Raw genomic sequence first — 13,390 nt, forward strand, 5'->3', positions numbered from 1 at the left:
AGGCGCCGTGACCGCCAGCTCTGCGCCCGCGACCTCCTACAAAGACACCCTCAATCTGCTGCAGACGCCCTTCTCCATGCGGGCGAACGCCAAGGTGCGGGAACCGGAGATCCAGGCGTTTTGGGCGGAGCTGCAGCTCTATGAGCGCCTGAGCCAGCAGAACCCCGGCGAAAGCTTCACCCTGCACGACGGCCCCCCCTATGCCAACGGGGCCCTACACGTGGGGCACGCCCTCAACAAGATCCTCAAAGACATCATCAATAAAACGGCCCTATTGCAGGGCAAGCGGGCCCGGTTCATCCCGGGCTGGGACTGCCACGGCCTGCCGATCGAGCTGAAGGTGCTGCAGGGCCTCAAGAGCAGCGAACGGGCCGAACTCACCCCTGTGAGCCTGCGCCAGAAGGCGCATACCTATGCCCTTGAGCAGGTGGAAGGCCAGAAAGCCGGCTTCCGCCGCTGGGGCATCTGGGCTGACTGGGATCAGCCCTACCTCACCCTCCAAAAGAGCTACGAGGCGGCCCAGATCGGCGTGTTCGGCGCCATGGTGCTGGCCGGCCACATCTACCGGGGTCTCAAACCCGTGCACTGGAGCCCCAGCTCCCGCACCGCCCTAGCGGAGGCCGAACTCGAATATCCCGATGGCCACACCTCCCCGAGCGTGTATGCCGCCTTCCCGGCGGTGGAGCTGCCGGAGGCCCTGGCCGCCCAGCTGATCGCCGCCGGCCTCAGCGCTGAGGCCGCCACCGCTGCCGGCGGCCTCGCCGTAGCCATCTGGACCACCACCCCCTGGACCCTGCCCGCCAACCTGGCGGTGTCGGTGAACGAACGCCTCGACTACGCCATCTGCGCCGTGGCACCCCAGGGCGACAACGCCGCCCCAGCCGTGCGCCATCTGGTGGTAGCCGCTGAGCTGCGCGAAAGCCTGGAAACCAGCTTGGGACTCGCGCTCACGCCCCTGCTGAGCGTGAAAGGAGCCGATCTCGAAGGGATCGTGTATCGCCATCCGCTGCTGGAGCGCACCAGCAAGGTGGTGATCGGTGGCGACTACATCACCACCGAAGCCGGCACCGGCTTGGTGCACACCGCGCCGGGCCACGGCGTGGACGACTTCAACACCGGCAAGAAGTACGGCCTGCCGGTGCTCTGCCCGGTGGATGAAGCCGGCAATCTCACCGCCGAAGCCGGCCCCTTCGCCGGCACCAACGTGCTCAAAGACGCCAACCCCACGATCCTGGAAGCCCTTGAGGGCACGGGGCTGCTGCTCAAGCAAGAGCGCTACGAACACCGCTACCCCTACGACTGGCGCACCAAAAAGCCCACGATCTTTCGCGCCACCGAGCAGTGGTTCGCCTCGGTGGAAGGGTTCCGCGCCGCGGCCCTTGAGGCGATCGCCCAGGTGGAGTGGCTGCCCGCCAGCGGCCGCAACCGCATCGAGGCGATGGTGAGCGAGCGGGGCGACTGGTGCATCAGCCGCCAACGCACCTGGGGCGTGCCGATCCCGGTTTTTTATCACCGCGAAACCGGTGAGGTGTTGCTCAACCAGGCCACCCTCGATCACATCCAAGCCCTGATCGCCGAGCACGGCGCTGATGTGTGGTGGGAGCGCGATGAAGCCGGCCTGCTGCCGGAGCCCTATGCCGCCGATGCCGCGCAATGGCGCAAAGGCACCGACACCATGGACGTGTGGTTCGATTCCGGCTCCTCCTGGGCCGGCGTGCTGGGCGGTATTGCGGGCAGCGAGAGCCGTGCCCCTGAGCTCCACTACCCGGCCGACCTCTACCTCGAAGGCAGCGATCAGCATCGCGGCTGGTTCCAGAGCAGCCTGCTCACCTCGGTGGCCGTGAACGGCCACGCGCCCTACAAGCGGGTGCTCACCCACGGCTTCACCCTCGATGAGAAGGGCCGCAAGATGAGCAAATCCCTCGGCAACGTGGTGGATCCCGCGGTGCTGGTGGAGGGCGGCAAAAACGAAAAGCAGGAGCCTCCCTACGGCGCCGATGTGCTGCGCCTCTGGGTGAGCTCGGTGGACTACTCCGCTGATGTGCCCCTGGGCCCGGGGATCGTGAAGCAGCTGGCGGATGTGTACCGCAAGGTGCGCAACACCGCCCGCTACCTGCTGGGCAACCTGCACGACTTTGATCCCGCTCGCGATGCCGTGCCCTATGCCGAGCTGCCGCTGCTCGATCAGTGGATGCTGCAGCGCACCGCTGCCCTGATCGACAGCGTGAGCGGAGACTTCGAGCGTTTTGAGTTCTACCGCTTCTTCCAGGCGCTGCAGAACTTCTGCGTGGTGGATCTCTCCAACGTCTACCTCGACATCGCCAAGGACCGTTTGTATGTGAGCGGTGCCCAAGAGTTCCGCCGCCGCAGCTGTCAGACGGTGCTGGCCCTGGTGGTGGAGCGCCTGGCGGGCCTGATCGCGCCGGTGCTGTGCCACATGGCCGAAGACATCTGGCAGAACCTGCCCTATGCGGTACAGGAGCGCTCGGTGTTCGAGCGGGGCTGGCCCACCGCGCCGGCGGAATGGCGCCGCGCCGAGCTGGAAACGCCGATGGAGCAGATCCTTGCCCTGCGCGCTCTGGTGAATCGTCAGCTCGAGAGCTGCCGCAGCGGCGGTCAGCTGGGCGCCTCCCTGGAGGCTCAGGTGCAGCTGGAGCTGGCCGAAGGTGCGGCAGCCACCGCCCAAGCGCTGGGCTGGTTGCAGGCCTCAGCCCACCCGAACGTCGACAACCTGGCCGACTGGCTGCTGGTGTCGGCCCTGCAACAGGGCGGCAGCGCTCCGGCCGAGGTGCTGGCGGAAGCCAGCGAGGCCGGCATCACGGTGCGGATTGCCAAGGCCACCGGTGAGAAGTGCGAGCGCTGCTGGCACTACGAAACCGATATCGGCCAGCACAGCAACCACCCCACCCTCTGCGGCCGATGCGTGACCGTGCTCGGCTAACCCCAGCGTGCACCTGATCGAGCAGCTGCAGCTCTCCCCGCACCCGGAGGGTGGCCACTTCCGCGAAACCTACCGGGCCAGCCAAACGGTGCCCACACCGCGTGGCCCCAGGCCAGCCAGCACAGCCATCCTGTTTCTGCTGCAAGCCGGCGAGCGCTCCCATTGGCATCGCCTCCACTCCGACGAAGCCTGGCATTTCCACGCCGGTGACGGGCTTTGGGTGCACGAGCTCAGCCCCAGCGGTGTGGCACAAACCACGTGGTTGGGGATGGAGCTCAGCCGCGGCGAACGCCCCCAACACGTGGTGCCCGCCGGCCACTGGTTTGCGGCCGAACCGGCCAAGGGTGGCGCCTGGAGCCTGGTGAGCTGCACCGTGGCACCCGGCTTCGATTTCGCCGATTTCGAGCTGGCCATCCCCGATCAGCTCGCTGCGCACGATGCCGCGCTCACTGAGCTCTGCGGCGACTGGCGGCGGTTCTGCAGCCTGCGTTGAAGGCTTAACCCCAGCGATCTGGCTCCAGCAACAGCTCGGGATCCAGCGGGCCTGCCACACGCTGTTCCGCAGCGGGATTGAGTGGCCCTTGCAACAGCTCAGCGCTCATCAAGCGGGCCGATTCCGGCAAAGCGGGCTGATCGGGATCAAACGCCGTTGGATGGCTGACGCTGCTGGAAAACCCTCGGAAGATCAGCAGCTCAAACGGTTCCATCGCGCCGCCATCGCCGGGCAGCTCTCCGGTGAGCCGAAGCACCCGATCGGGGCGGCTGCGGCTGAGTTCCTCGAACCGCGCCAGCAACTCAGAAACCACCGGCCACCCGCCCCTGCTTCGGCAGCCTCACCAACAACCACTGCAGCGCACCCACGCCGTAGGCCACCAGGGCCACGTAACCCACGAAGGCGGCGATGGTGCCGGTCCAGCTGCCGCCGAACACGAAATTGAAGAAGCTGGCCGCTCCGCCATGCAGATCATCCGGGGCCTCCAGCCACACCCGGCACACCGGTCGAGTCACACCACCGCGCACGCAATCGAGGGCGCGGGCACTGAGCAGAGCTCCCAGCACCCCAAACACACTCAAGCCCCAGCGCCAGGCGCGCACCGCAAACGGCAACGGCCGCCAAGGAGGTAGATCCGCCAACTCTTCATTGAGATCCACCCAGAACCACACACTCAGCACCACCAGGCCCTGGGCGAGAAACGCCAGCAGATAGCCGAGGGGCTTGTTGTCGGTGAGCAACAGCACCGTGATCAACAACAAGCTCGCCACCTTCCAATAGATGCCCATCAAGCGCACCAGAGCCTGCTCACGTTTCCAGGCGGCCCACACCAGCAGCACCAGCGGCAACCCCACCGCGAACACCGCAGCGAGGCGATAGTCCAGCCAGACAAGAGTGCGATAGAGCAGCAGGTCTGGCACGCAGAGTTGGGCGGCAAGCCGTCATTATCCCGGGCCTGACGCTGCAGCCAGCAGCGGTAGGGTCCATCCATGGCTCGGACGTTTCGCCTTCCCAATCCGCTGCAGTCCAGGATCGGCCCGCTGTTGCGGCGCCGCACACGCCAACAGGCTCGCTGCTGCACCGCCCTCAGCAATCAGCCCGCCCTGGAAGCGGCCGTAGCCGACCTCAGCCAGCAACTACGAAGCGCAGGCCAGCGGGGCGAGGCGGATCTGGCCCTGGTGTTCTGCTCCACCGCCTACGCCACCGATCTGCAGCGGCTGTTGCCACTGCTGCGCGCCGCCATCCCCAGCCGCCATTGGATCGGCTGCGCCGGCGGTGGCGTGGTGGGCACCGATGCCGAGGGCCAGCCCCACGAGCTGGAGCACCAACCCGGCATCAGCGTGAGCCTGTTCCAGCTGCCGGGCTCAGAACTGCAGCTGTTTCATCTTGAGGCCGGCGGCCTGCCGGATCTCGATGGCCCCAGCCAGCACTGGGTGGATTGGGTGGGCGCCCAGCCCGACAACGCCCATTCGATGCTGCTGTTCATCGATCCGGGCTGCCCGGCAATCAACGACCTGATCAGCGGCCTCGATTACGCCTATCCCCAGGCAGCCAAGGTGGGCGGCATCGCCGCCCAGCACAACGCCAGCCATGGCTCGCTGCTGCTGAACGACCAGGTGGTGGAGGGCGCCGTGGGCTGCCTGATCGGTGGTGCCTGGCGGCTTGAACCGGTGGTAGCCCAGGGATGCCGGCCGATTGGGCCGGTGTTTGAGGTGGAGAAGGCGGAGCGCAATGTGGTGCAACGCCTCAGTGATGGCGACCACCAAGGCACACCCGTGGCCTGCCTGCAGGGGATCCTCGAAGAGCTCACGCCGGAGGAGCGCGAATTGGTGCGCCACTCCTTATTTCTGGGAGTGGCCAAGAGCAGCTTTCAGCTCAGCAGCAGCGACACGCCCGACGACGCCGCCTTTCTGGTGCGCAACCTGATTGGCGTTGATCCCCGCACGGGCTCGGTGGCTGTGGGTGAACGGTTGCGCGTGGGGCAGCGGGTGCAGTTCCAACTGCGTGATGCCAACGCGTCACGCCAGGAGCAGCGGCAACTGCTCAGCAGCCAGCGCCGGCGACAGCCCGAACCCCTGGCGGCGTTGCTCTTTGCCTGCCTCGGGCGCGGCGAGGGCCTCTACGGCCAGCCCGATGGCGATGTGAGCGCCTGTCGGGAGCAATTTGAACGGGTGCCCGTGGCCGGCGCCTTCTGCAATGGCGAGATCGGACCGGTGGCGGGTGCCACCCACCTGCACGGCTACACCGCGAGCTGGGGCTTCCTTGTGCCCAACCATCAACCCGACGACAGCCCTGCCTCCTGAGCCGCATGGTGCGCCAGCACGTCAATCCCCTCAGCCGTTTCTTTCAACTGCCGCTGGAGCTGCCCGCCCCGGCGGATCTGTTTGCCGATCCCAGCCAGCCGATCCACCTTGATATCGGCTGCGCCCGTGGCCGCTTCCTGCTGGCCCTCGCCCCGGAGCGGCCCGGGGTGAATCACCTCGGGGTGGAGATCCGCCGGGCGCTGGTGCAGGCCGCTGAAACCGACCGCCAAGCCCTCGCCCTGGGCAACCTCCACTACCTGTTCTGCAACGCCAATGTGAGCCTGCAGGCCTGGTTGGCGGCGCTGCCGGCCGGCCAGCTTGAGCTGGTGTCGATCCAGTTTCCAGATCCCTGGTTCAAGAAAAAGCACCACAAGCGGCGGGTGCTGCAGCCGGAACTGCTGCTGGCCATTGCCGCGGCCCTGGCCCCGGGCAAACGCCTCTTCCTCCAGAGCGATGTGCCCGCCGTGATCGATCCGATGGTGGCGCTCACCGAAGCGTGCGGGTGCTTCAGTCGCCCGGCCGACGACGCCCGCCCCTGGCGCGCGAGCAACCCCCTGCCGGTGCCCACTGAGCGGGAAACCTATGTGCTGAACCAAGGGCTACCGGTGTACCGGGTGCTCTTCGAACGCAACGATGCACCGCTGCCACAACTGACAGACCTGGAGCAATGGCTGGAAGACACCGATAATCCGCTCGACTCTGCAGTCCCCACGGCATGAGCCTGGCCCCGGCGCCGTCCACCCCCTGGCTACTGCGCTGGCAAGGCCTGCTGGCCGGAGCTGCCGCGGGCCCGATCAGCTCACGCCTCAGCCTGCTGGCTGGGCTCGTGCTCTGCGCATTGATGGCCGGGCTGCCGCTGGTCACCCGGGGTGGATTGAGCCTTTTGATCCTCTCGGCAGGATTGCTGTGGGTGCTGTGGGCCCTTTGCACGCCTGCAGGACGGATCGGCGGCATCAGCGGCTGGCTGCTGGTGATGCTGGGTGTGGCGGTGCTGGCCACGGGCTTCTCACCGGTGCCGATGGCGGCCTTCAAAGGGCTGCTCAAGCTCACCAGCTATCTGGGGGTGTACGCCCTGATGCGTGAGCTGCTGGCCTGTGCGCCGCAGTGGTGGAATCGCATCGTGGCCGCCCTGCTGGCGGGGGAACTCGTGAGCGCCGTGCTGGCGATCCGCCAGCTCTATGGCGACACCAGCGAGCTGGCCCGCTGGGCCGATCCCAACTCTGTGGCCGACGGCACGATCCGCGTGTACGGCCCCCTCGAGAACCCCAATCTGCTGGCGGGCTATCTGATCCCGATCCTGCCGATTGCCCTGGTCGCGCTGCTGCGCTGGCGCTCGTGGCCGCAGCGCCTGTTTGCCGCCGCCTCGCTGTTGGTTGGAGCTGCTGCGCTCTTCCTCAGCTACAGCCGCGGGGGCTGGCTGGGCATGCTTGGCGCCCTGGGGGCGGTGGTGCTGCTGCTGGTCTTGCGGCAGACCCGCCACTGGCCCACCCTCTGGCGCCGCCTGTTTCCGCTGCTGTTGATCAGCGCTGCCGTGGCGGTGCTGGTGGTGGCCGTCACCCAGATCGAACCGCTGCGCATCCGCGTGATGAGCCTGGTGGCGGGCCGCCAGGACAGCTCCAACAACTTCCGCATCAACGTGTGGCTGGCCGCCATCGAGATGATCCAAGACCGGCCCTGGCTGGGCATCGGGCCTGGCAACAGCGCCTTCAACCTGATCTATCCGCTTTACCAGCAGCCCAAGTTCAACGCCCTCAGCGCCTATTCCGTTCCCCTGGAGCTGCTGGTGGAAGGCGGCATCCCCAACCTGATGGCGGGCCTCGGCCTGCTGGCGGCCAGCATCCGCGCCGGCTGGGCTCAGCTCAAGGGCGAGTCGAGCTGGGCCCTACCGGCCCTGGCCGCCTTGGCCGCGATCGCGGGCCTGTGCGTGCAGGGCGCCACCGACACGATCTTTTTCCGCCCCGAGGTTCAGCTCACCGGCTGGTTCTGCCTGGCCACCTTGAGCGTGAGCCGTAGCAGCGCGAGCCGCGCTGATGCCTGAGGCCCCACCACGGCTCCTCGCCGGCTTCGATGCCGGCCAAACCCACACCACCTGCCGGCTGGCGGTGCTGGACGCCACCGGTACCTGGCGTGTGCTCAGCGAAGGCCAAGGCAGTGGGGTCTCCCATCTGGCGGCCGCCGGCGGCGACAGCCGTTTTGCAGCGGCACTGCAGAGCAGCCTCAGGGCCGCTCTGGCAGCAGCCCCACTCGACGCCAACACACCTCTGGCGGCTGCGGGCATCGGCGCCAGCGGCATCGATGCCCGCAGCGCTTTGCAACAGCAAGGCACCGCGCTGGCAGCCCAATCCCTGCAGCTCTCGCCCGAGCGAGCCGTGGTGGTGGGCGACGAGCGCACGGCCCTGGCCGGTGCCTTCAGCGGCGGCGCCGGCATCCTGGTGATCAGCGGCACGGGCTGCATCGCCGCGGGCAGCGATGGCCAGGGGAAGATCCAGCGCTGCGGGGGCTGGGGCTGGCTGCTGGATGGAGCGGGCTCCGCCATGGATCTCGGCCGCGACGGCCTAGCCCTAAGCGTGCAGATGGCCGATGGACGCATGGCCGACACGCCGCTGCGGACTGCGCTGTGGCAGGCCCTCGGTGCTGACTCCGCCCAAGCGGTGAAGGCCGCTGTGGTGGCGCCGGACTTTGGAGCAGCTGGCTTCGCCCGCCTGGCACCGGTGCTGGATCAGCTGGCGCTGGGAGGCGAGCGCCATGCCCAGGCGGTGATCGCACGCTCCGCCGAGGCCCTGGCTGTGATGGCGGAGAGCGTGGCCCGGCAGCTGCAGCTGAGCGCCCCCGCTGTGTGCGGGGTTGGAGGAGCGTTGCTGCACCTCCAGGCGCTCCAGCAAGCCTTTTGCACTGCCCTGCGGCAGCGGCTACCTCAGGCGAGGCTTCAAGACCCCGCCGGCGATGCCTGCAGCGGTGCCCTCAGCCTCGCGGCGGCAGCGCTCATGCAGCGTTGAGGTGTTGGTCGGCCAAGGCCGCCAGATGCTGGCTCCAATGATCCACATCAGCCTGCTCGGCCGCTTCCACCATCACCCGCAACAGTGGCTCGGTGCCGCTCGCCCGCACCAGCACACGACCGGAGCCGTGCATCGCCGCCTCCGCCTGCTGCACCGCATCGCTGAGGGGCGTGCAGCTCTGCCAACCGGTGCGGCGCCCTTGGTCGGGCACGGTCACGTTCACCAGCTTCTGGGGATAAGGCTGGAAGCTGCTGTCCATCCAATCAGCCAAGGAGCCGCCGCGCGCCTGGATCAAGCTGGCCACCTGCAACGCGGTGAGCAAGCCATCACCGCTCATGCCGTGGCGGGCCGAGAGGATGTGCCCCGATTGCTCACCGCCCAGGGCAGCCCCTAGCTCCTCCATGGCGGCGTGCACGTATTGATCGCCCACAGCTGTGCGCTCCAGCACCCCCCCCCGACGCCTGCCAGGCCCGTTCGAAGCCCAGGTTGCTCATCACCGTGGCCACGATTCGGTTGTCCGGCAGCACGCCATCGGCCATCAGGGCCTGGCCCCAGAGGTAGAGGATCTGATCGCCATCCACCACCCGGCCGCGGCCGTCCACCGCGAGCATGCGGTCGGCATCGCCGTCGAAGGCAAAGCCCATCGCCGCGCCCCGCTCCAGCACCGCCGTGCGCAGGGGCTCGAGATGGGTGCTGCCGCAGCCCTGATTGATGCGGCTGCCATCGGGCTGGCTATGCAACACGGTGAGATCCGCGCCAAGGGCACGGAACAGCGCCTCGCCGCAGCTGGTGGCCGAGCCCCAGCACAGATCCAGCACGATGCGGCAGCCCTCCAGGCGCGCACCAGCCACGCTCGCCAGGAGCCGCTCCTGATAAGCCTCCAGCAGATCGGGGCGCTGCTGCCAGGTGCCACTGGCACGGAAGCCGCCGCCCAGCTCGCTGCCGCCATGGAGGCCCGCCTCGATCGCCGCTTGTTGCTCCTTGCCGAGCTTGGCGCCGCAGGCGCCGAACACCTTGATGCCGTTGTCGTGCGGGGGGTTGTGGCTGGCACTCACCATCAATCCGCCGCTGCCGCCTAGCTGGCGGATCGCCCCGGGCACCGCCGGGGTGGGGCAGAGGCCCAGGTCGAGCACATCGCGGCCAGCCGCCGTGAGCCCAGCCGCCAAAGCCGCCACCAGCATCGGGCCGCTGCTGCGCGAATCACTGCCCAGCAGGATCGGCCCGCCCGGCGGCAGCACCTGGCCGCACCAGTAGCCGAGCTGCAACGCCAGGGCAGGGGTGATCTGCGTGCCCACCCGGCCGCGGATGCCATCGGTGCCGAAGGCGGCGGTGCCCTGAGGCAAAGGCGTTCCCAGAGGAAACGCCGCCAGGGAGAACGCAGCCGAATCGGCCATCACACCACCACACCTGAAGCGGCCTGCAGGCTAGGCGGAGACCTCAGCGCCAACGCCGCGGCCACCAGGCCCAGAGCAGCAGCTCCGTGACGGCCCAGAGGAGCACGCCGCCCACCAGCCAGCCGGGCAGAAGCTGCAGCGGCCAGAGGGGGCGCAGCAGTAGGAGGAAGCCGGCCAGGGCCCACACCTGCAGCACCCGCCGCCGTTGCCGCCACCCCGGCAACACCGTGAGGCTTGGCGGAAGCGAAGGCAGATGCAGCCGGCCCATGGCCTGGGGGTGAGATCTCCCCAAGAATGCCAACACCTGTTGCACCGCGTTGCCCCAGCTGCGCCCCTCCGCCGCCCTGCTGATCGGCGCCACCTGCCTCGGCAGCGGCATCGCCCTGGCCGCAACCCGGCAGGCACTGCTGCAGCTGGCGCCTCCCCTCAACCCCACCAGCAGCACGGCGGAGCTGAAGGCCGCACGCTTCGGCAGCGTCGATCCCCTACGCCGCCGCGATGCCGCGTTGCTGCTCAGCGCCCAGCCCGAGCGCACAGCCATCGAGCGCCAGCAATGGCTGCAGGGACAAGGCTGGGGCAAGGGCCCGCTGGCGGCGGTGGCGCTGAAACAAGCAGCCCAGAACGCAGCAGCACGCGGCAGGCCGCAGCAGGCCCAGGCACTCTGGAGCAGCCTGTTGCGCCGCTTCCCCGAGGAACCAGCCAGTGCCGATGCGCTGTATGCCCTTGGGCAAAGCGCGGCGTTGCGACAACGCTTTCCCGCCCACCCAGCCGCCCTCGCGGCTGCACTGGACGCGGGCGACAGCCTGCATCTGGCCCGCTGGGGTGCCCGCTGGCCAGGGGCTGAGGCACAGCTCCTGCGGGCCTGCGAGAACCCCAAACCGCTGCTCAGCAGCGAGCAGCGCCAGCTGCTGAGCAGCGGCTTGCTGGAAGTGGGCCAACTGGAGGCGGCCGAGCGCTGCTTGGGGCAGCAGCAGCCCTCACCCGAGCTGGCCCTCAACCTGGGCCGCGGCCTGCTGCGGGGTGGCAGCGCCGAGCAGGAGCGGGGCCAGGAGCTGCTGCTGCGGCTCGCCCAAGAACAGCCCAGTAGCCCCCTGGCCCGCGAGGCCGCAGCACTGCTGGCCGATGAACCCGGCGCTGCAGCGCTGGCGCGGCTGGAGGAGCTGCCTGCCACTCTGAAGCAGGAGCCGGCGGTGCAGGCGCGGCTGGCCCTCGACGAACGCATCCCCTGGCAACCGGTGCTGCAGCGCTGGCCCCAGGAACCCAGCAGCTGGGAGCTGCAGTGGCAACTGGCCCGCAAGGCCCTGCTCCAGCAGCGCTGGACGGAAGCCGGCCAGATCTTGGGGGCCATCCCCAGCCGCCAGCTGCCGGCGGTGCTGGCGGCTCGGCAGCTGTTCTGGCAGGGCTATCTCGCCCAGCGAGCAGGGCAGACGGAGCAGGCCCAACGGCTCTGGCAAACGCTGCTGCGCACCCAACCGGTGGGTTACTACAGCTGGCGGGCCAGGGTGCGGCTGCAGCAACCGCTGCCGGCCTCCGCACCCACGCCAGCCGGCCCCAGCACCGAACTGAGCTGGCAGCCCCTGGCCAGTGGCAACGATCGGCTCGATGAGCTGTGGCGCACCGGCCAGGCCCTCGAGGCGTGGGAGAGCTGGCGCCATCAGCAAGGCGGTCGCCGGCCCCAGGGCGCCAGGCAACTGCTGCTGGAAGGGCGTCTGCGCACCGCCATCGGCGACGACTGGACCGGCCTGGGGCAACTGGACTTCGCCAACCTGCGGTTACCGCAGCCGGGCTGCCGCGCGCAATGGCAGCGAGCCCAGCAACAACACCCGCGGCGCTTCCAGGCGGAGCTAGGACAGGCCGCCCAGCAGGAGGGGGTTGACCTCAACCTGCTCTGGGGCGTGGCGCGGCAGGAATCCAGGTTCAGCCCTGGGGTGAGCTCTCCAGTGGGGGCGATCGGCCTCTTGCAACTGATGCCTGAGACCGCCGCCGAACTGGCCGGAAGACCCGTGAGTGCTGCCGAGCTGCAAACGCCTGCTCTCAACGCCCAGCTGGGGGCCCGCTATCTGCATCGCTTGCTGGTGCAGTGGAAGCAGCAGCCGTTCCTCGCGGTCGCCAGCTACAACGCCGGCCCTGGCGCGGTGGCCAGCTGGCTCAGCCCTGCCCTGCCAGACCCCGAGCTGGAGCCCGAGCTCTGGAGCGAAGCGATCCCCTATCCCGAAACCCGCCTCTACGTGAAAAAGGTGCTGGGCAACCGCTGGAGCTATCAGGTGCTGCAGCGCAATCCCAGCGCCATCTGCGAGGCGTTTTAAGCGAGCGCAGGCACGAGGCGCTCATGCACAAGCGCCCCCAAATTGATGCCCAGCAGCACCCACACACTCAAGCCGATGGCCCCCAGCCACGGGGCCGGCGCCACGCGGAGCCGACTGAGATCAAGGCGGGCCAGCAGCACGGAGGAAGCCAACACCAGCACCTCCGCCAACACGGCCAGGTGCAGCAGGTACAAGCCCCCGGTGATCACGATCAGCAGGGTCACCACCAAGGTGAGCGCTTTGCTGGCAGCCATCAGCTGCGACAACTCCCGCAGCAGCAGATCCGGCATCGCGCAGAACAGCACCACCACCAGGGCCTGCAGGCATTGCAGAGGCCAGAACAGCGGCCCCGCCAATTCCAGCTGCAGAGGGGTCTCGGCGCGGTTGAGCATCAGCGGGGCCACCTCCGCCCAATGCAGCCCCATGTAGCCACTCACCAACAGCAGCACCAACAACATCGGTGCCCGCACAGGCAGCAACAGCAGACCAAACACAGCTCTCAAGGGGATGGCTCCAGCACCAAAGCAATGGCCTCAAACGGGCACGTGGGTATGCATTGTTCGCACACCAGGCAGCGTTGCGCGTCGAACTGGAGCTGCCAAGAGGGGGCATGACAGCTCAGGGCACCGCTGGGGCAAACGCTGGTGCAGATGCCGCAATCCACGCAGCGCTCAGCATCCACCCGGATCTGACCGGAAGCGCGATTGAGGCCGAGCCCCTGGCTTTCCAGCCAGTGCTCAGCCGCCGCCAGATCATCGATATCACCGGAGAGCTCCACCACCATGGTGCCGCTCTGATTCGGAGCGATCTGGGCCCGCAGGATCTTCGCGGCGATATCGAATTCCACCGCCAAGCGATAGGCAATCGGCTGGTGGACGGCCTCGCGGGGGAAATGGAGGGTGATGCGGCGCTTCACGCGGTCTGGCCCACCGGCACACAGGCTAACCAGAGCCAGAA

Annotated in this window: 12 protein-coding genes and 1 pseudogene; 7 read left to right on the top strand and 6 right to left on the bottom strand. The window is 68.4% G+C overall.

All coding sequences use genetic code 11. The annotated features are described in order from the left end of the window. Nucleotides 1–7: 7 nt before the first annotated feature. Nucleotides 8–2,941, top strand: coding sequence for an isoleucine--tRNA ligase (gene ileS / locus KUL97_RS09555; RefSeq protein ID WP_368656133.1), 2,934 nt, complete (start codon nucleotides 8–10; stop codon nucleotides 2,939–2,941). Between the two features lie 7 nt (nucleotides 2,942–2,948). Continuing rightward, a complete protein-coding gene (locus tag KUL97_RS09560) occupies nucleotides 2,949–3,434 on the top strand; it encodes a cupin domain-containing protein (protein WP_217796781.1) in 486 nt (161 codons plus the stop codon). Between the two features lie 4 nt (nucleotides 3,435–3,438). Here KUL97_RS09560 and KUL97_RS09565 read toward each other — a convergent pair whose 3' ends face one another. Next, the gene (locus KUL97_RS09565) at nucleotides 3,439–3,747 is read right to left on the bottom strand and encodes a hypothetical protein (protein ID WP_217796782.1); all 309 of its coding nucleotides are present in this window, start codon (nucleotides 3,745–3,747) and stop codon (nucleotides 3,439–3,441) included. Beyond that, nucleotides 3,737–4,354, bottom strand: a complete 618-nt coding sequence (locus tag KUL97_RS09570) for a DUF3177 family protein (RefSeq protein ID WP_217796783.1) — start codon at nucleotides 4,352–4,354, stop codon at nucleotides 3,737–3,739. Before KUL97_RS09570 ends, KUL97_RS09565 begins: the two co-directional genes overlap by 11 nt. Nucleotides 4,355–4,423: 69 nt before the next feature. Here KUL97_RS09570 and KUL97_RS09575 point away from each other — a divergent pair, with 69 nt between their 5' ends. From KUL97_RS09575 to KUL97_RS09590, 4 genes are read left to right on the top strand one after another with little or no spacing between them, the layout of a single operon-like run. After that, nucleotides 4,424–5,737, top strand: a complete 1,314-nt coding sequence (locus tag KUL97_RS09575) for an FIST N-terminal domain-containing protein (protein WP_217796784.1) — start codon at nucleotides 4,424–4,426, stop codon at nucleotides 5,735–5,737. Between the two features lie 8 nt (nucleotides 5,738–5,745). Next, nucleotides 5,746–6,456, top strand: coding sequence for a tRNA (guanosine(46)-N7)-methyltransferase TrmB (trmB, locus tag KUL97_RS09580; RefSeq protein ID WP_217797283.1), 711 nt, complete (start codon nucleotides 5,746–5,748; stop codon nucleotides 6,454–6,456). Then, a complete protein-coding gene (locus KUL97_RS09585) occupies nucleotides 6,453–7,775 on the top strand; it encodes an IctB family putative bicarbonate transporter (RefSeq protein ID WP_217796785.1) in 1,323 nt (440 codons plus the stop codon). Before trmB ends, KUL97_RS09585 begins: the two co-directional genes overlap by 4 nt. Further along, complete coding sequence (locus KUL97_RS09590; RefSeq protein ID WP_217796786.1) at nucleotides 7,768–8,733, top strand: BadF/BadG/BcrA/BcrD ATPase family protein; 966 nt, start codon at nucleotides 7,768–7,770, stop codon at nucleotides 8,731–8,733. Before KUL97_RS09585 ends, KUL97_RS09590 begins: the two co-directional genes overlap by 8 nt. On the opposite strand, the pseudogene glmM reads toward KUL97_RS09590, so the two are convergent. Together glmM and KUL97_RS09600 are read right to left on the bottom strand one after the other, a co-directional pair. Beyond that, nucleotides 8,720–10,127, bottom strand: a pseudogene (glmM, locus tag KUL97_RS09595) (phosphoglucosamine mutase). The gene KUL97_RS09590 and the pseudogene glmM overlap by 14 nt on opposite strands. A 43-nt stretch (nucleotides 10,128–10,170) precedes the next feature. Continuing rightward, nucleotides 10,171–10,395 (bottom strand): hypothetical protein, encoded by a 225-nt coding sequence (locus KUL97_RS09600; RefSeq protein WP_217796787.1) that lies wholly within the window; start codon nucleotides 10,393–10,395, stop codon nucleotides 10,171–10,173. Nucleotides 10,396–10,444: 49 nt separating this feature from the next. Between KUL97_RS09600 and KUL97_RS09605 the strand changes: the two genes are divergently transcribed. Next, nucleotides 10,445–12,433, top strand: a complete 1,989-nt coding sequence (locus KUL97_RS09605) for a transglycosylase SLT domain-containing protein (protein ID WP_217796788.1) — start codon at nucleotides 10,445–10,447, stop codon at nucleotides 12,431–12,433. Here KUL97_RS09605 and KUL97_RS09610 read toward each other — a convergent pair. Continuing rightward, on the bottom strand, nucleotides 12,430–12,936 hold the full coding sequence (locus KUL97_RS09610; protein ID WP_217796789.1) for a hypothetical protein: 507 nt from the start codon (nucleotides 12,934–12,936) through the stop codon (nucleotides 12,430–12,432). The genes KUL97_RS09605 and KUL97_RS09610 overlap by 4 nt on opposite strands. Then, nucleotides 12,933–13,349, bottom strand: a complete 417-nt coding sequence (locus KUL97_RS09615) for an NIL domain-containing protein (protein ID WP_217796790.1) — start codon at nucleotides 13,347–13,349, stop codon at nucleotides 12,933–12,935. Before KUL97_RS09615 ends, KUL97_RS09610 begins: the two co-directional genes overlap by 4 nt. Between the last annotated feature and the right edge of the window lie 41 nt (nucleotides 13,350–13,390).

It is taken from the genome of Synechococcus sp. HK05, from assembly GCF_019104765.1.
In the GTDB taxonomy this organism is placed as follows: domain Bacteria; phylum Cyanobacteriota; class Cyanobacteriia; order PCC-6307; family Cyanobiaceae; genus Vulcanococcus.

Excerpts from the sequence above, each read along its gene's own strand:
- KUL97_RS09575 (WP_217796784.1), top strand. The coding sequence starts at position 4,424 with ATGGCTCGGACGTTTCGCCTTCCCAATCCGCTGCAGTCCAGGATCGGC.
- KUL97_RS09585 (WP_217796785.1), top strand. The coding sequence starts at position 6,453 with ATGAGCCTGGCCCCGGCGCCGTCCACCCCCTGGCTACTGCGCTGGCAA.
- KUL97_RS09590 (WP_217796786.1), top strand. The coding sequence starts at position 7,768 with ATGCCTGAGGCCCCACCACGGCTCCTCGCCGGCTTCGATGCCGGCCAA.
- KUL97_RS09600 (WP_217796787.1), bottom strand. The coding sequence starts at position 10,395 with ATGGGCCGGCTGCATCTGCCTTCGCTTCCGCCAAGCCTCACGGTGTTG.